The sequence below is a fragment of the Pectobacterium brasiliense genome, from assembly GCF_013449685.1.
GTDB lineage: Bacteria > Pseudomonadota > Gammaproteobacteria > Enterobacterales > Enterobacteriaceae > Pectobacterium > Pectobacterium brasiliense_A.
The window spans coordinates 24,924-43,028 of sequence record NZ_JACDSF010000043.1 but is presented as its reverse complement, the minus strand read 5'-3'; the positions used below and the strand labels follow the sequence as shown (position 1 = coordinate 43,028).

Sequence of the window (18,105 nt, the reverse complement as noted above, 5' to 3'; positions counted from 1 at the left end):
TCAAGGCGTATGTATCGTGCCATCTGACAGGCGGCTCTGCGTCCACTCATGCGGACGATAGACGACGGGGAACTGCCGTGCCGCGTCCAGATCGATCCCAACGCCGATACCGGGGCGTTCAATCGGATACAGGTAGCCGTTTTCCGGCTCCACCGCCTGCGGGAAGACCTTGCGGGTATTTTCTGGGTAAGCGACAAATTCCTGAATAGCGGCGTTGTGCAAATGGATATTCAGATGAATGTTGACCGCCGCACCGATAGGCGTCATATCTGGCGGGCAGTGCCACGCCAGACGAACACCAAAGTTCTGACAGAACGCGCCCAGCTTCAGTGCCGGCGTAATCCCACCAATCTGTGAGACATGGCAGCGGATGAAATCAACCTGACGGTTAATCACCAGATTCTGCCACTCGGCGGGGTTATTAAACAGCTCACCGGTCGCCAGCGGCACTGCGCTCTGGCTGCGGATCTGCGCCAGCCACTCATTTTGCGCAGGCGGCAAAATGTCTTCGATAAAATAGGGGCGATAGGCTTCTACCGCTTTGGCGAACTGCACGGCCTGATTCGGGAACAAACGCTCATGAACATCATGCAGGATGTGGAAACGATCGCCGTATTTCTCACGCAGCGCACGGAACATGGCGAGCGTGTTGGTCATGTACTGATCCTGATCGTAATAGGCTCCCTCCGTCGGTTGCCGCGTGCTGTGCAGCGCATCGGGATTACCACCATAGAATCCTAGCTGACAGCGGATATGACGATAGCCCTGCGAATACAGCCGATCCACTTCCTGATAAAGCCCGTCCAGCGTATCGCTGGCTGCATGGCTGTAAGCGGCAATCGCATCGCGGGATTTCCCACCAAACAGGTGATAGAGCGGCATATCCGCCAGCTTGCCCTTGATGTCCCACAGCGCCATATCGACACCCGCCACCGCATTGTTGATAACCGGCCCGTTACGCCAATAGGCGTTGACCATCAGCATGTGCCACAGATCTTCAATGTGGTTAGCATCTCGTCCTAGCAGCAGCGGTTTGAGGTACTCGTCCACCATCGCTTTGACGGCCAGCGGGCGCTGCTGGAAGGTCGCACAGCCATAACCTGTCACGCCTTTATCCGTGTGAACCACCACCGTCACTAAATTATGGCGGTCAGGGCGGGTAACAAGACATTCAATGTCAGTAATGATTGTCGGCAACACAAAAATATCCTCCAGAGCATTTACCGGAATAGCGCTACCCGGCAAAAACACAGTCTAAAATTAGTTTCTTTTTTTGTTTTCTACTTATTTTTTCTTTTATTGTAAACCTCTTATTTAAAAGATTTATTTTGGTTTGAAAAACCCATCTAATTGATTAAAAAACCAGACCAATTATCGAATAATGGCAACAAATATCCCCTTATAGAATAACCATGTGACGAACTTCATGTTTTATTGGTTTGTTTTTTCTTCTTTAAGTTTTTACTATCGGTGGAAATAATTCGGCCAAAAATAACATAAGGCTATACCCTAAATAATTCGAATTTCAGGAAGGCGGCAAGCGAGGGAATCCCGATGAGCTTACTCAAGTAAGTGATTCGGGTGACTGAACGAAGCCAACGCACATGCAATTTGAATTATGACGGATATATGCGGGGAGTTTATTCCATGGGAAAAAATGAGGTTATTCAGTCAATCATTAAACTGGTTGGCGGAAACGATAATATAAATAAAGCCTGGCACTGTATGACGCGGCTTCGGTTTGATTTAATTGATGAAAATAAAGTGCAAACCGAGGCGATCAAAAATCTGCCTGGTATATTAGGTGCGCAACACCAGAGTGAACAGTTTCAGATTATTATCGGGCCACAGGTCAATGAGTATTACGAACTGCTGAACGCCCAGCTTTCGCCTACAACGACATCGCAGCCAGACGTGCAGAAGCAGAAGAAGGGGCTGATTTCGCTGTTCATGGATACGGTTTCCGGCGTATTTGGTCCGATCGTCCCTGCCATCGCAGGTGCCGGGATGATCAAAGGGCTGCTGGCAGGGCTGATCGCCTTGAAAGTGGTCTCTGCCAAAACCGATACCGTGATCGTCCTCGATCTGATCGCCAGCGGTGTGTTCTATTTCTTACCTTTCTTCCTCGCCATCTCCGCAGCCAGGATCTTTAAAACAAGCGAATATCTGGCAGCGGCTGTTGCAGCCTGCCTGATGTACCCATCGTTGATAGAAGCGGCGAAGGCACTAGCCAGCAATAGCCCTAATGCGGTCAGCGCCTTTTACTTCATCGGTGTGCTACCCATTCCGGTGTTCAACTATGCCGCCAGCGTCATCCCAGTGATTTTCTCCGTGCTGGCACTGAGCTATATCCATCGTTGGGTCGACCGCATCATGCCTTCGGTGCTGAAAACCGTGTTTACCCCAACGCTGACGCTGTTTATCGCCGCACTGGTGTCGCTCACCGTTATCGGGCCATTCGGGATCTACCTCGGTAAACTGCTGGCACTGTTTATTCAGAGCCTGTTCGATGTGTCGTCTATCTTTGCTGGTTTCGTGGTTGGTGCGATTCGACCTGTCGCGATTCTGACTGGCATGCATCACGCGATGACACCGATTGCGCTGCAAAATTTCAGCAATCAGGGCTTTGATATGCTGATGCCAATGATGTGTATGGCTAATATGGCGATTGCGGGTTCCACGTTTGCCATCTACTTCCATGCCAAAACCCGTCAGGATAAATCCGTCGTGCTGTCTGCTGGGGTTTCCGCGCTGCTCGGTATTACCGAACCGGCGCTGTTCGGCGTACTGACCAAGTATAAAAAAGCGTTTATCTCCGCCACTATTGCCAGCTCCATCGCCTCGGCCTTTATCGCGTACTTCGGTGTCCGGCTGTATGGCTACATCTTGTCGAGTATTTTCAGCCTGCCAGCCTATATCGGCCCGTACTTTAGCTACGCGGTATCCGGCATGGCCATCGCCATCGTGCTTTCTTTCACGCTGACTTATATTCTGGTCGTCAGAGCGTCCAAACAGGCATAACCGCACTCGCGGGGCCGTTGCGCCCCGCGACGTTCCCCTGCTAATAAGTCCTTCTAATATCCGCGCCCCTGTAATTAAATTTCACAAATTGCCAAGCCCGCCTCAATGCAAGTACAAAGAATAAGGAGAAGAAAGAATCGTCAATTGACGAATCCGCCTTATCGTGGCTAGATGGAGGCAGTGCGTCAAAATATGTCAAGTGAAATAAACTTACAAAAATGGTAGGGATGGTCAGGGTAACTATGAACGAACAATATTCCGCAATGCGCAGTAACGTCAGTATGCTCGGCAAGCTTCTCGGCGATACCATCAAGGAAGCGCTGGGTGAAAACATCCTTGATAAAGTCGAAACAATCCGCAAGCTGTCAAAGTCTTCCCGCGCAGGTAATGAAAAACATCGTCAGGAGCTGCTGACCACGCTGCAAAACCTGTCTAACGATGAACTGTTGCCGGTTGCTCGTGCATTCAGCCAGTTCCTTAACCTGACCAATACCGCTGAGCAGTACCATACGATTTCACCGCACGGTGAAGCCGCGAGTAACCCGGCACAGCTTTCCAACGCCTTTGAGCGCCTGAAAGAAAGTAAAAATCTGACCGAACGCGATATCCGTGACGCGGTAGAGTCCTTGTCGATCGAGCTGGTGCTGACAGCGCACCCGACCGAAATTACCCGCCGGACGCTGATCCACAAACTGGTGGAAGTGAATACCTGCCTCAAGCAACTCGACCATAACGATCTGGCTGATTATGAACGTAATCAGATCATGCGCCGCCTGCGCCAGCTGATCGCACAGTCCTGGCATACCGATGAAATCCGTAAAATTCGTCCTACCCCGGTAGATGAAGCCAAGTGGGGCTTTGCCGTGGTGGAAAACAGCCTGTGGGAAGGTGTGCCTGCGTTTTTACGCGAGCTGGATGAACAGCTGGAACAGGCTTTTGGCTACCGTCTGCCCGTTGATGCGGTTCCGGTGCGCTTTACGTCCTGGATGGGCGGCGACCGTGACGGTAACCCGAACGTCACGGCGGAAGTCACTCGCCATGTGCTGTTACTCAGCCGTTGGAAAGCGGCCGATCTGTTCCTGCGTGATATTCAGGTGCTGGTTTCCGAGCTGTCGATGTCCGAATGTACGCCGGAGTTGCTGGAGCTGGCCGGCGGCAGCGAGGTACAGGAACCGTACCGCGCCATCATGAAGTCGCTGCGTTCGCAGTTGAGCAGTACGCTGAGCTATCTGGAAGCCCGTCTGACGGGTGAAGAGCGTCTGCCTCCTAAAGATCTGCTGGTTACCAACGAACAGCTTTGGGAACCGCTCCACGCCTGCTACCAATCGCTGAAAACCTGCGGCATGGGCATCATCGCCGATGGTCGCCTGCTGGATACGCTGCGTCGCGTGCGCTGCTTCGGCGTGCCTTTGGTACGTATCGATGTCCGTCAGGAAAGCACCCGCCACACCGAAGCGCTGGCCGAAATTACCCGCTATCTGGGTCTGGGTGACTACGAAAGCTGGTCAGAGTCCGATAAGCAAGCCTTCCTGATCCGTGAACTGAGTTCCAAGCGCCCGCTCCTGCCGCGCTACTGGGAGCCGAGTGCGGATACCAAAGAAGTGCTGGATACCTGTCGGGTTATCGCCAAAGCGCCACAGGGTTCTATTGCTGCTTACGTTATTTCAATGGCGCGCACGCCTTCCGACGTGCTGGCCGTTCAACTGCTGCTCAAAGAAGCGGGCTGCCCATTTGCCTTGCCGGTCGCACCGCTGTTTGAAACGCTGGACGACCTGAACAACGCCGATGATGTCATGACGCAGTTGCTGAGTATCGACTGGTATCGCGGCTTTATTCAGGGCAAGCAGATGGTCATGATCGGCTATTCCGACTCTGCGAAAGACGCGGGCGTGATGGCCGCATCCTGGGCGCAATATCGTGCACAGGACGCGCTGATCAAAACCTGTGAGAAAGCGGGTATCGCACTGACGCTGTTCCACGGACGCGGCGGTTCCATCGGTCGCGGTGGCGCACCGGCTCATGCTGCGCTGTTGTCACAACCGCCGGGTAGCCTGAAAGGTGGCCTGCGCGTGACGGAACAAGGCGAGATGATCCGCTTTAAATACGGCCTGCCGGAAGTCACCATCAGCAGTCTGGCGCTGTATACCGGTGCGATTCTGGAAGCAAACCTGCTGCCGCCGCCGGAACCAAAACAGGAATGGCACGAGGTGATGGATGAGTTGTCCCGCGTGTCCTGCGATATGTATCGTGGCTACGTGCGTGAGAACCCAGATTTCGTTCCTTACTTCCGCGCTGCTACGCCGGAGCTGGAGCTGGGTAAACTGCCGCTGGGTTCACGTCCGGCCAAGCGTCGTCCGAACGGCGGTGTGGAAAGCCTGCGTGCTATCCCGTGGATTTTCGCCTGGACGCAGAACCGTCTGATGCTGCCAGCGTGGCTGGGTGCAGGTGCCGCGTTGCAGAAAGTGGTGGATGACGGCAAGCAGGAACAGCTGGAAGCCATGTGTCGCGACTGGCCGTTCTTCTCGACGCGTATCGGTATGCTGGAGATGGTGTTCGCCAAAGCCGACCTGTGGCTGGCGGAGTATTACGATCAGCGTCTGGTAGAAGAGAAGCTGTGGCCGTTAGGGAAACAGCTGCGCGATCAGCTGGCCGCCGATATCAATGTCGTGCTGGCGATCTCCAACGACGATCACCTGATGGCGGATCTGCCGTGGATCGCCGAGTCGATCGCATTACGTAACGTCTATACCGATCCTCTGAACGTATTGCAGGCCGAGTTGCTGCATCGTTCACGTCAGCAGGAAAAACCAGATGCCGATCTGGAGCTAGCGCTGATGGTGACGATCGCCGGTGTCGCGGCAGGTATGCGTAATACGGGTTAATTGCGACAACACGTTAATACGCCAAACTAACTCACTCACGAAGCCTCTCAACAGAGAGGCTTCCTTTACATGGGTTAAAAGATAACCGTCGTGACGCCATCTAACGGTAAATGCCAGTCCAGCGTGTTCCATGGACTTTCAGGATTACCGGTTAAACGACGCAGAATATCCATCTGATCGTTAACAAAATCTTCCGTCGCCAGCGAGCGCCAATATTGCCGCCCAACCACGTAGCTAATGGCAAAATGATACCAACTGTCATATTTCTGTTGCGCATCCCGCGCCATAGACATGATCATATCCCAACCTTCCTCTTCGCCCACCATACCCACCGCCATCCCCCAGCGGCACAGGTTGACGCTACGCCCTTCGTCCCAGGCATCAATCCCGGTACGATCCAACGCAAACCGATTGAGCCTCACGATCAGTAATTCACTGTGATGTTCTTCATCATGTTGATGGCGCTGGATATACGCATCCATCTCCGCTTCAGACATCGCAGACAGCCTATGCTGTAGACGGCGGTAACCAGGCCCGTGTCCGTGACCATTGAGCAGGCGATGGATCTGGCGCAGCAGCGCTTCGCGAGTTTCAATGCCCCAATCCCGTTTCAGAATATGGCGGATCGCCCTCAGCGCTTCCTGTTTATCACCCCCGCCATCCAGCACATCATGGCGATCGCGATTCATTTCCGTCAGAATGGCTGACAGCGCCAGCCCCCATAGCTGAGTTTTGGATAAAGGCTGCGTATTTTCCTGATTTTCCACGGTCATGCGTTATCTACTCCCTGCCGCCCCGGCGCTATCCGCTCCAGCTTCATTAACCATTCGCCGATCTCATCCATATCGCCGCCGTATTCCTGGTATAACTTCGCGCCACGCTGAGCCTTATCATACAAGCCTAATTCACAGGCAGATTTCAACAACTCCAGTGCGGTAATCGACCGCCGAGTGCCCCACTCGATCGCTTCGTCAAAACAGTCTATCGCTTCACGGTGTCTCCCTAAGCGACTTAGACATATGCCGCGACGATGCCAGAGTCCATCATCGGACGGTTTGCACCTCACCGCAAAATCCAGATCCGGTAACGCTTCATGGTAACGATGAAAGGTATAAAGCAACATTATCGAACGGGCGGAAAAATACACCCAATGTGATGCATCCAGCGCGATAGCTTTATTCACACACTCCAATGCCTCATCAGGCTCATCAGTAAAACGGAAGGCCTCCGAGAGCATAAACCAGACTTCAGAATTGTCCTGATGATAGCTCAATACATTTTCCAATAGCGGGATCATGTCCTTATACGTCTCCATTTCGTACAGGGTTCGTGCTAAGCGAATCCGCGCATCGTAGCCATTTTCTCCTTGCCGCTGCGCCTCTTCCATCGCCCATGTATAGGCCTGCCGCGCGTCCTCATATTGCTTCAACCGATAATAGGCATCACCAAGCGTCATATAAAGTGTCGAGGAAAGATGACGCTGGCTGAAATCACCATGCTTGACGAAAAGTGAGCGGTAGATGACCTCAAAAATACTCCCCCTAATAAAGCGCCAGGGTGACGTAGCGTTGTATTCTGCTCGAGCCATCAGATGGTGGATAAAATCAATACTCAGTGTATAAGCACCATTTTGCAGGTAGCATTCTGCGACTTCTTCACAGTATTCCATGCTGTAACGCTTCGGCTTAATCGTCGTGAAGTCATCCGCAATCGTCTGCGCATTAATTTTGATTACTTGAATCTGCGCTTCTATGTCATACGGCAACAAGGTGCAGACATAGCGATACAACTCTCGAGCCTCAAACGACAGCCCTTGAGCCAGAAAACAGCCAGCCAATCCCTTCAACGCCACGGCATGGTCGCTTTGCATCTCCAGCACCTGATTAAACGCATCGGCAGCACGTAGATACTGTCGGTCATGCAGCTCGATCTGCGCTAATCGCAGGTAACCGTCTATTTGCTCCGGCACCATTGCAATTAACTGACGACAGCATTCACGAGCGGGGGAAAAATCACCAAGGCGATGGTAGTGGGCGATAGCCCAACAGAGCAGCTCTGGATCGCAGATCTCTCGCGAGAGCATCTGCGCTAGTTGCCGATCAAATGCGGCATTATCATGTTGGTAAACAATGCGAACCAGTTGTTCCCGGTCGTAAAAATAGCGGTCTACGTCTTCGCCAGTTATACCAGAAGGAAAGCGCAACCTCCGCACTGGGATATGCCAGACATTTTCGTCATTCAGCCATTCCAGCACATCCTCCACCTGCTGTGACGAATAGTGTCGCCTGAGCAACAGCAAGTTGTGTTCCCAGTCAAACGTCTCCAATAAGCATTGCTTCACCGCATCTGGCAAGAAAGCACAGTGGCCTAAAAAACCAAACAGCCACAGTGAAACAGGCTGTTTGATTTCAAGACGATCGAGTACCGATGTTGATAGCACGTCACGCCACACCTCATCGTCGATACGACACTGAAAATCCGCATAGATTGCCGCCACGCGCTGCTTTATCGCTTCAATTTGCTGCGCCGTATCCTGCATTACAGCAATGTCACCATTCGCCGTGTTAGCCGCAGGATTGCTCATCTTCTCAGCCTCTGCTTCTGCCTCTGACGCAGGGTTTTCCTGCTGCTCGGCATCCCCTTTAGCCACCAGATAGCGGGCCTGCAAGAGCGCTTCTTCGTACGCAGCGCGGAGCGCTTTAAATGCCTCGGGATCATCCTCTGGATTATGTCTTCGCAACAAACGCGCATATGCACGCCGAATTGCCATTTGGTCGATAGTTTTCTCGATCCCCAAAAATACCCAACATGACGTTTTCATAACGAATGAGGCTCCATCTCATCAAATACGCTCTGTATTTCTTTTGTTACCCGACGAATATGTAATGTATCCTGCGTTTCCAATGCATCTTCAAAAACTTGCAATTCATGCGCAATACGTTCTCGAGCGTCTCCCATTAATTGCTCATATAAACGCTCACCGCGTGCCAGTAACAATCGACTCTCCATACGCTCACGCGGGTGTATTTTTATCTCTGCCAACTGCTGTAAGCGCGCCTGTATCTCAGCGTCCGACAAATCACAGCTATCATTGCGGATAACCGTTGATTTACTGTTACCCTCATGGAGGTCTGTCGCCTGCACTTCCAAAATGCCGTTGATATCGTAGGTATAACGCACACGCACAATGGGTTCATCTTCCGGTGTGGGCGGAAAATCAATTTCCAGCTCACCCAATTTGACGTTATTACGCGTCAGGCGACTTTCCCCCTGATAGATTTGCAGCAGCATGTTGGTTTGCCCTTCATGACAGGTGCTGAACACCTTTTCCCGGCTCACGGGGACAACCGTATTACGATCAATGATCGGCGTATAATAACCGCTCTCCAGATGTCCATTCGGCAAGCGGCGTGCCGTTTCTAGCCCTAGGGTAAACGGGCAGACGTCAGTCAGCACGACCTCCGCTAGCCCTTGGCTACGCGCCTTGAGCCCAGCCTGCACGGCAGCACCCAACGCCACGATTTCATCAGGATTTAGCGTCGCGATCGGGTACTGACCAAATAGTTTGGCAGCCAGGCTTCTCACCACGGGCATACGGCTAGCACCCCCGACCAGAATGACGCAATTCAAATCACGCGGGGTAATAGCCGCGTCATTCAATGCCCGTTCGATAGGCTGGCGTAACGCATCAATTAAAGGAGTGCAAAGTGATTCAAAATCATCGCGGGTGAGGCGCCATGGATACGCTACGCCACCGAACTCTGGCGCTATCGACGCCTCATGTTGCAGCGTCAATTCCCGTTTCATTCCTTCGATATGCTGGCGCAGGCGACTCATTTCTGACAAGTCGAGCGACGTCAGCGCATGCGTATTCAGAAACGCTTTTACCAACGTATCGACAAAATCTTCGCCCCCTAGTGTGTTGTGCCCTGCTGTGGCGTTCACTTCCATAATGCCGTCAAATAGCGTCAGGACCGACACATCGAAGGTGCCACCGCCCAGATCGAATACTAAAAAACGGTTTTCTGGTGCATTGATGTGCAACCCGTAACTTAACGCAGCGGCCGTCGGCTCATTCACCAAACGTTCAACCTTGAGGCCAGCTAGCTGCCCTGCAATCTGCGTTGCTTTGCGTTGTTTGTCATTAAAGTAAGCAGGCACGCTGATGACCGCTTCTGTCACGGGCGCACCAAGAAATGCCTCAGCATCGGCTTTCAGCACGCGTAGCAGAAAAGAAGATAGTTCTTCAGGCTGGTAGGTCTGTACATCGCCGAGCGAGTAGGCCTTTTTCGTCCCCATGTAGCGTTTGAACAACGCTGCGGTTTTAAGTGGGTGAGTAATCAAGCGTTCTTTGGCAACACGCCCTACCAACAGATCGCCGTTATCATCAAGGCCGATAACTGAAGGAGTGAGGTAATCACCGTGTGCATTGGGAATCAGTACGGCTTTCTCACCATCCCAGAATGAAACCAGACTGTTTGTCGTGCCTAAATCAATCCCTATGATATGAGACATATTCCTCCCTGATTTAATAAACACAAAACGCCTGATGAAATTCATCGGGCGTTGGTTAGACGGAGTAAAATTAACCGATAAGAGAGCTAATTATGACCATAATAACGGATTCGAAAAACGCATTATTGTCAATTAAAACAGGTAATTATCCTGCAATCAGATATTTATCCTGCAAATAGTTCCGCGCACGATTATCCAGACCGTATTCCACTTCAAGCCAGCTATCGATGGAACCGTGTCGTTCGTAGATAGCCTGCAACGCCGTCACGATGAACTCTTCCTGTACCGACAGCACATAAGCGAACTGTCCCAGCGCTTTCTCATTCAGCGTTGCCGACAGGTGTGTCAGTAGCTGCTGGCGAAAGGGCGTCAGCGTCGTCTCGGTGAGCAGGTAATCTTCCATCACCGTCTGCTCATCTGCCCCCAGCGCAAACATCACCAGTGCCGAACCGATACCGGTGCGATCTTTACCGACAGCGCAGTGCTGTACCAGCCCGCCCTCATCCGGCCGTAATAGCAGCGATACCAACTGTTTATAGGCCGAGTTATTGAAAGGCAGACGGCGGTAAAGCTCCAACATGAATGCGCGGGAATCAAAGGCTGCCAGCACATCGGATCCCAATGAATCCAGATTAGCCGTCACTTCATGGCGCAATGGGTTGGCTGGGTAAGCGTGATAATTAGCCCCCGTCCACAAGACATCGGGCTTCTGCACAATTTCATCGGCATCCCGATAATCCACCACGTGAGCAATCGGCACGCCAGCAAGATGTTCACAATCAGCCTGACTCAGCAGATCCAGCGAGCCGGAGCGAAAAAGTTTACCGTGTCGGATAAGCCGCCCATCAGCAGCGCGGTTACCGCCTAAATCGCGGAAGTTGATTCCACCGTCCAGCGGTAATAAAGAGGGATGAAGCAACGTTGGTTCGGTCATACATCTCCTTGCGAGGTTGAAAGGCGAGCAAGGCAACTTGAATTATTTAGTCTATACCCTAAATAATTCAAGTTGCAGGAAGGCGGCAAGAGAAGGAATCCCGATGAGCTTACTCAAGTAAGTGATTCGGGTGAGCGAACGCAGCCAACGCACATGCAGCTTGAAGAATGACGGGTATATCAGGATACGGGCTGGCATCGACGATGACCAGCCCAAAATAACATCAATTTTTGTGCTTATTCAGCGGCTAACAAACGACGAGTCGCGTCCAGCAACACCGTGATGACGGTGGTTTCGGCCAGCTTCATGGTCGCCGCATCTGGGATTTCCTGCTGGGTACGGTTCACGATCACGCCCGCGATCATACCCGCTTTTAACCCTTGGCTGGCGCACATCGTCAGCAGCGTGGCGGATTCCATTTCATAGTTCAGCACGCCCATGCTCTGCCATTCTTCCATCGAACCGCGGAAGCGACGGACAACGCGTCCAGAGAAGGTGTCATAGCGTTCCTGACCTGGGTAGAACGTATCGGAAGATGCGGTGATGCCCACATGCAACGCCGCCCCCGATGCCTTCGCCGCTTCCACCAGCGCGGTGGTACAGCCGAAATCAGCAACGGCCGGAAATTCCATCGGCGCGAAGTGCAGGCTCGCCCCATCAAGGCGAACGGCTGCCGTGGTTACTAGCACATCGCCGACATTAATACCGGACTGAATCGCCCCCGTCGTACCGACGCGCAGGAAAGTACGGATGCCGAGCTGTGCCAATTCTTCGACCGCGATTGACGTTGACGGGCCACCGATACCGGTCGAGCAAACAATCACTGCCTTGCCGTCCAGCTCCGCACGCCAGGACGTAAATTCACGGTGTGATGCCAGATGTACCGGGTTATCCATCAGGCGAGCAATTTTTTCAACACGCTCAGGATCGCCGGGGACGATAGCCAGCGTCGCGCCCTGTAAATCGTTCTTGACCAGACCAAGATGGAACACATCAGATGTAGACATAACTGCCTCCCGGGCAATCAGTTGGGTATTCAGAGAAATCGTGCTGGACACCCCATAAGCGCAGTCTGTAGGCATCCGTTCAATAAGAAGACTCTAGCGCATCATGACGTTTTTTTAAGTGATTAAAGTCACCGATGAAAAAGAAACAAACATCAACATACATAAAAAATGTGACTTAAATCACTATTTATCGGGTGGGGAATTCATTTTTGCCGATTAATTGTCTTCTAGTGTAGATTCTTTAATCATTGATAGGATTTATGATGGATATTCTGAGATCCCTCTTTCACATGAAAACCGGCCGATAACAGGAGAGCGCGTAATGAAGACTGATGAACAGACGACCTTCAAACATCTTCCTCAGGGGCTATCCCCGGCGGTAGAACCGCAGACCTCCTCCATCATTACGACGGATTCTGTCGGTATCATTGCCAGTGAAACCACGATTTCTTCTCAGGGTGAGCAGTTGCCTGCGTATATCGCCAGACCGGCGACCCATGACAAGCCGCTCCCTATCATTCTGGTGGTGCAGGAGATTTTCGGCGTTCATCAATACATTCAAGACGTTTGCCGCAGGCTGGCCAAACAAGGCTATATGGCCATTGCGCCAGAGCTGTATTTTCGTCAGGGCGACCCCAGCCACTATAACAACATTCAGCACATCCTGACCGAACTGGTGTATAAAGTGCGCGACACGCAGGTGCTGTCCGATCTCGATCACACGGCCAACTGGGCGATTAAACAGGGCGGCGATGCCAGTAAGCTGGCGATAACGGGTTTCTGTTGGGGCGGACGCATCACCTGGCTCTACGCCGCGCATAATCCGCAGCTCAAAGCAGCCGTTGCCTGGTACGGCAAATTTACCGGTGAGAAAACGCTGAATAACCCCAAACATCCGGTCGATATCGCAACGGCATTGGAAGCGCCTGTACTGGGGTTATACGGCGCGAAAGACGGGAGTATTCCGCTAGAACAAGTGGATATCATGCGGAAGGCGCTGCGTGCCGCCAACGCCGAGGCAGATATCATCGTCTACCCCGATGCCGGGCATGCTTTCCATGCCGATTACCGCCCCAGCTATCATGAAGAGTCCGCACAAGACGGCTGGCAGCGTATGCTGGCGTGGTTCCAGAAAAACGGCGTGGCGTAACACCTTCACACGTTTTGCCTCTTATTCCACGATCTAAAACGCCACCGAATAACGGTGGCGTTGGTGTTTTACCTGTTGATGATTTTACAGAGACAGACAGCCTTAGAACGTCGTCCAGTCGCCGTCATTGCCCTTACTTTTCGCCGTCGCTGGCGCTAAAGACAGCGTTGGCGTGCGCGTTGGTGCCGATGCATAAGACGCGGTTTTGCCGCTGCCATATGACTGCAACTTAAACGCACTTACCGCTTCCGCGAGCACAGAGGCCTGTGATTGCAGAGACAGTGCCGCAGAGGCCGACTCTTCAACCAGAGCCGCATTCTGCTGGGTCGTGGTATCAATCTGTCCCACAGCCAAATTAATCTGGTTAATCCCGTCACTCTGTTCATGGCTGGCCTGCGAGATTTCGCTGATGATCTCATTCACATCCTGTACATAGCCTGTTAATCCGCTCATCGTTTCTTCAGCGGTATCCACCAGCGACATGCCCTCCTGAATTTTGCTTACAGAGTCGTCGATCAAATCCTTGATCTCGCGTGCGGCGGTCGCACTGCGCTGTGCCAGAGAACGCACCTCTCCTGCCACCACGGCAAAACCACGCCCCTGCTCGCCCGCACGCGCCGCTTCAACCGCGGCATTCAGTGCCAGAATATTGGTCTGGAATGCAATGCCGTCAATCACGCCAATGATTTCCGCCATACGCTGGGATGAATCGCGAATGCCGCGCATTTTCTGCGTCACAGAAACCATAACGTCGCCGCTTTGCTTCGCTGCACCAGAGGCTTTGTTCGCAATGTCCGTTGCCTGCTGGGTGTTTTCCGCTGTGTTCTTAATGGTAGACGTCAGTTGCTCCATCGACGCCGCCGTTTCTTCCAGCGAGCTGGCCTGCTCTTCGGTACGTGATGACAAATCCTGATTACCTGCGGCAATTTGCGAGGCCGCCGTCGAGATCGTTTCCGCCCCGTCGCGCACCTGCCCAACAATCGTGCTCAGGCTGGTGTTCATGTGATCCAACGATTGCAGCAGCAATCCGGTTTCATCTTTGCTGGTAACAGTAATACGTGAGGTCAGGTCGCCCTGTGCCACTCTGTCTGCGACTTGCAAAGCCTGCTGTATCGGTCGGGTAACGCTACGCGTAATTGACCAGGCAATCAGCGCACCAAATACAGCACCCAGCGCTAAAATGAGCAGTAGAATAATGCGGGTCTCGCTGTACACCTCGGCCATGGTTTCAACCGAGGTATCCATCGCATCATCCTGATAGTTAACCAATTGTCTTACCGCATCACGGTACTGACGTTGGACAACATTCAGGTTGTTGTTGAACTCTTCAATCGCCGCTTCCCGATCGCCAGCGACCACTTCGCTGATAATTTTGTCACCGGATTTCAAAAATTCGGCGCGGATCGCGCGGATAGTCTGCATCTGAGAGCGTGAACGCTCTTCAACCGCCTGGCTTTCCAGCTTATCCAGCAAGCGGCCAATCTCCTGGCGGAATCCGTTCACGCGATCGACGTTTTCCTTGATTTTGTCCTCACCCGACACCAGCATCATCCGCTGATACGCTACCAGGATACTCGTAACATTATCGATCAAGCTATTGGCATCCACCGTTTGTGGATACACCTCTTTCACAATATCTCTGGCACTATCCTGAAACCCAGATAGCTTGGACAGGGAAAAGATACTCACGACAAACAACATCAAAATCAGGACAGCAAACCCAGCCCCCAGTCGATAGCCGATACGCCAATTCGCTAAATTCATGTCTCACTCCTTTTAGATAATGCATAGCAATGTCAATTGCGCACATGTCGCAGATTGATGGAACCACAGGGCGGAGAATGGTTGGCTATCCAAAGGAAAAAGCGGTTTCCTTCTGACATACCAGAGATACCTTGAGGCAGGCATTTTTACGCACGCTCTCAGCATGAGAGGCGCGATCAAAATCAAATAATTTTCCTCAGGTGTTGAGGTGCAAAAGTGGCAATAAATCTAACAGTGGTACAAATACGATTGATAAGACTGCAGAGACGTTATCAAGACCTTCCCTCTCCGTATTCATGCATCCATAACCGTTCCTGTGTAATTCATTTTATCGGCAACATGTTTCTTAACTTTACAAATTGATCGTTTAAATCATTCAAAAACATATAATAAATAGATTTTAACTATCAAAAATTAAGTTTCGATCGGAAAAACAACAAGTTAATCAACTAATAATTAACATAAATAACGCTTCAATTACATAAAAGGATAGTCAGATATCGTTGATATTAAAAATAAAGAGATGGAAATATTTCTTAGTAAAGGATAACAAACTGAATAGGCAGGGTAAAAAACGTATTTACGCTACGTAGCGCATGCAAAGAATCAGGGAGGCTGTCGCCTCCCTGTGGGAATAGGCGCTACCTTACAACGCCGTCAAATGATGGCAGTCATTTACTCTTTGCTTGCCAGCGCCAAAGACAGCGTGGGTGTGCTCATCGACATCGGCGCATAAGACTCGGTGTTGCTACTGCCGTATGACTGTATTTTAAATGCACTCACCGCTTCCGCCAGAACGGAGGCCTGTGCTTGCAGAGACAGCGCCGCAGAGGCTGATTCTTCAACCAGGGCCGCATTCTGCTGGGTCGTGGTATCAATCTGTCCAATCGCCAAATTCATCTGGTTAATCCCATCACTCTGTTCACGACTGGCCTGCGAAATCTCGCTGATGATGTCGTGTACGTCCTTCACGTGGGCCGTTAATCCCCCCATCGTTTCTTCAGCGGTATCAACCAGTTCCATGCCCTCCTGAATGTTGCTCACAGAGTCGTCGATCAAATCTTTGATTTCACGCGCGGCGGTCGCACTGCGCTGTGCCAAAGAGCGCACTTCTCCCGCTACCACCGCAAAACCACGCCCTTGTTCGCCCGCACGCGCGGCTTCAACGGCGGCGTTCAGCGCCAGAATATTGGTCTGGAACGCAATGCCATCGATCACGCCGATAATTTCCGCCATACGCTGGGATGAATCACGAATGCCGCGCATTTTTTGCGTCACGGAAAGCATGACATCACCGCTTTGTTTCGCTGCACCGGTTGCCTTATTGGCAATCTCCGTTGCCTGATGGGTATTTTCTGCCGTGTTTTTAATGGTGGATGCCAATTGCTCCATTGAGGCAGCCGTTTCTTCTAGCGAGCTGGCCTGCTCTTCAGTACGCGATGACAGATCCTGATTACCGGCCGTGATTTGTGACGCCGCCGTTGAGATCGTTTCCGCGCCATCACGCACCTGGCCGACAATCGTGCTCAGGCTGGTGTTCATACGATCCAACGCTTGCAGCAGTAAGCCGGTTTCATCCTTGCTGGTCACCGTGATGCGTGAAGTCAAATCGCCCTGCGCCACCCTATCTGCTACTTGCAAAGCCTGCTCTATTGGACGGGTTACACTGCGCGTGATCGCCCAGGCAATCAGCGCCCCAAATACGGCACCCAGCGCCAAAATAAGCAGCAAAATCATACGGGTGTTGCTGTATACCTCAGCCATGGTCTCGACAGAGTTATCCATCGCGTCATTTTGGTAATTCACCAACTGCTTCACCGAGTCACGGTAATTACGCTGAATGACGTTCAGGTTGCTATTGAATTCCTTTACAGCAACGTCGTTATTACCCGCCAGCGCATCACTAATAATTTTATCGCCAGACTTGATGAACTCGGCACGAAGCCCGCGGACAACGCCTACCTGTTTACGGGCATGATCTCCTGAGACATTGCTTTCCAGATTGTCGAGTAGGCGGCTAATTTCCTTGCGATACGCCATAATTCGATCGACATACTCCTGACGCTGCTCCTGGCCGGATACCAGCATCATTTGCAAATAAGCGACAAAATGCCCATTCACGTTATCGATGAGGTCATTCGCATCTACCGTTTGCGGATAAACCTCTTTGACGATATCTCTGGCACCATCCTGAAAAGAGGACAGTTTAGACAAAGAAAAAATACTCACGGTAAATAACATCAGAATCAAGATGGCAAATCCGCCTCCTAATCGATAGCCAATTCGCCAATTCGCTAAACTCATGTCTCACTCCTTTTAGGTAATACATAATAATGACTGCTGCTCGTCTAATAACACCGCAGAGTGGGGAATTATCGTTTTTTCGGAAAAAAATAGGCTTTATGGGTATATATAAATACCCATAAATGAGTAATTGCAGGTGCACTTTCAACATAAGTAGAACGTTAAAAAATACAAACGACCTCGCTCTATTGGTAAACCCAGAGCCACCTCCATGCCGTCTACCTTATCGGCACAAGATTCCCTAGCTTTATGACGACGTCGACTCACTCCGCCGATGAATAAATATATTGATAGCGGATAAATAATCCTTTTCGACAAATAACCTACCAGTCGATGCAGAAAAAAAAGGGGGATAGCGCGGCGATTTTATTAAGGGAAAGACAATATAGTTAATTTTCAGGAAGGGAGAAAATTTGCAGGAGAAAATAATAAACAATCGAGATACGACGAAAAATAGTGCGTATTTTATCTACTCGTTAGCTATAAAAGATCAGGGAGGCCATCACCTCCCTGATTGCATTAGCCATT

General features: G+C 51.4%; 11 protein-coding genes. 3 read left to right on the top strand and 8 right to left on the bottom strand.

Annotated features, from left to right (window positions below; translation table 11 throughout):
* Positions 1-1,200 (bottom strand): starvation-sensing protein RspA, encoded by a 1,200-nt coding sequence (locus H0248_RS16845; RefSeq protein WP_180786788.1) that lies wholly within the window; start codon positions 1,198-1,200, stop codon positions 1-3.
* 447 nt (positions 1,201-1,647) lie between these two features.
* Here H0248_RS16845 and H0248_RS16840 point away from each other — a divergent pair, with 447 nt between their 5' ends.
* On the top strand, positions 1,648-3,021 hold the full coding sequence (locus H0248_RS16840) for a PTS transporter subunit EIIC (RefSeq protein WP_014913771.1): 1,374 nt from the start codon (positions 1,648-1,650) through the stop codon (positions 3,019-3,021).
* 242 nt (positions 3,022-3,263) lie between these two features.
* The gene (gene ppc, locus H0248_RS16835; protein WP_180786787.1) at positions 3,264-5,903 is read left to right on the top strand and encodes a phosphoenolpyruvate carboxylase; all 2,640 of its coding nucleotides are present in this window, start codon (positions 3,264-3,266) and stop codon (positions 5,901-5,903) included.
* A gap of 74 nt (positions 5,904-5,977) precedes the next feature.
* Here the strand turns inward: ppc and H0248_RS16830 are convergent, their stop codons facing one another.
* The 5 genes from H0248_RS16830 to udp all read right to left on the bottom strand — a co-directional run bounded on the left by H0248_RS16830 (position 5,978) and on the right by udp (position 12,359).
* Positions 5,978-6,676, bottom strand: coding sequence for a DUF1266 domain-containing protein (locus H0248_RS16830; protein WP_180786786.1), 699 nt, complete (start codon positions 6,674-6,676; stop codon positions 5,978-5,980).
* Positions 6,673-8,724: a tetratricopeptide repeat protein gene (locus H0248_RS16825; RefSeq protein WP_180786785.1), complete on the bottom strand. Its 2,052-nt coding sequence runs from the start codon at positions 8,722-8,724 to the stop codon at positions 6,673-6,675. The genes H0248_RS16830 and H0248_RS16825 overlap by 4 nt, the downstream gene beginning before the upstream one ends.
* Positions 8,721-10,418, bottom strand: coding sequence for an Hsp70 family protein (locus H0248_RS16820; RefSeq protein WP_180786784.1), 1,698 nt, complete (start codon positions 10,416-10,418; stop codon positions 8,721-8,723). The genes H0248_RS16825 and H0248_RS16820 overlap by 4 nt, the downstream gene beginning before the upstream one ends.
* A 145-nt stretch (positions 10,419-10,563) precedes the next feature.
* Positions 10,564-11,352 carry a tyrosine-protein phosphatase gene (locus tag H0248_RS16815; RefSeq protein WP_180786783.1) on the bottom strand — a complete coding sequence of 263 codons (789 nt, stop codon included), beginning with the start codon at positions 11,350-11,352 and terminating at the stop codon, positions 10,564-10,566.
* A gap of 236 nt (positions 11,353-11,588) precedes the next feature.
* Positions 11,589-12,359: a uridine phosphorylase gene (udp, locus tag H0248_RS16810; protein ID WP_180786782.1), complete on the bottom strand. Its 771-nt coding sequence runs from the start codon at positions 12,357-12,359 to the stop codon at positions 11,589-11,591.
* Between the two features lie 322 nt (positions 12,360-12,681).
* Here udp and H0248_RS16805 point away from each other — a divergent pair, with 322 nt between their 5' ends.
* Positions 12,682-13,509, top strand: coding sequence for a dienelactone hydrolase family protein (locus H0248_RS16805; RefSeq protein ID WP_180786781.1), 828 nt, complete (start codon positions 12,682-12,684; stop codon positions 13,507-13,509).
* Between the two features lie 102 nt (positions 13,510-13,611).
* Here H0248_RS16805 and H0248_RS16800 read toward each other — a convergent pair whose 3' ends face one another.
* Together H0248_RS16800 and H0248_RS16795 are read right to left on the bottom strand one after the other, a co-directional pair.
* On the bottom strand, positions 13,612-15,273 hold the full coding sequence (locus H0248_RS16800) for a methyl-accepting chemotaxis protein (RefSeq protein ID WP_180786780.1): 1,662 nt from the start codon (positions 15,271-15,273) through the stop codon (positions 13,612-13,614).
* Between the two features lie 675 nt (positions 15,274-15,948).
* The gene (locus H0248_RS16795) at positions 15,949-17,577 is read right to left on the bottom strand and encodes a methyl-accepting chemotaxis protein (RefSeq protein WP_180786779.1); all 1,629 of its coding nucleotides are present in this window, start codon (positions 17,575-17,577) and stop codon (positions 15,949-15,951) included.
* Positions 17,578-18,105: the final 528 nt, after the last annotated feature.

Excerpts from the sequence above, each read along its gene's own strand:
- H0248_RS16815 (WP_180786783.1), bottom strand. The coding sequence starts at position 11,352 with ATGACCGAACCAACGTTGCTTCATCCCTCTTTATTACCGCTGGACGGT.
- H0248_RS16795 (WP_180786779.1), bottom strand. The coding sequence starts at position 17,577 with ATGAGTTTAGCGAATTGGCGAATTGGCTATCGATTAGGAGGCGGATTT.
- H0248_RS16825 (WP_180786785.1), bottom strand. The coding sequence starts at position 8,724 with ATGAAAACGTCATGTTGGGTATTTTTGGGGATCGAGAAAACTATCGAC.
- H0248_RS16800 (WP_180786780.1), bottom strand. The coding sequence starts at position 15,273 with ATGAATTTAGCGAATTGGCGTATCGGCTATCGACTGGGGGCTGGGTTT.
- H0248_RS16830 (WP_180786786.1), bottom strand. The coding sequence starts at position 6,676 with ATGACCGTGGAAAATCAGGAAAATACGCAGCCTTTATCCAAAACTCAG.
- udp (WP_180786782.1), bottom strand. The coding sequence starts at position 12,359 with ATGTCTACATCTGATGTGTTCCATCTTGGTCTGGTCAAGAACGATTTA.
- H0248_RS16820 (WP_180786784.1), bottom strand. The coding sequence starts at position 10,418 with ATGTCTCATATCATAGGGATTGATTTAGGCACGACAAACAGTCTGGTT.
- ppc (WP_180786787.1), top strand. The coding sequence starts at position 3,264 with ATGAACGAACAATATTCCGCAATGCGCAGTAACGTCAGTATGCTCGGC.
- H0248_RS16805 (WP_180786781.1), top strand. The coding sequence starts at position 12,682 with ATGAAGACTGATGAACAGACGACCTTCAAACATCTTCCTCAGGGGCTA.
- H0248_RS16840 (WP_014913771.1), top strand. The coding sequence starts at position 1,648 with ATGGGAAAAAATGAGGTTATTCAGTCAATCATTAAACTGGTTGGCGGA.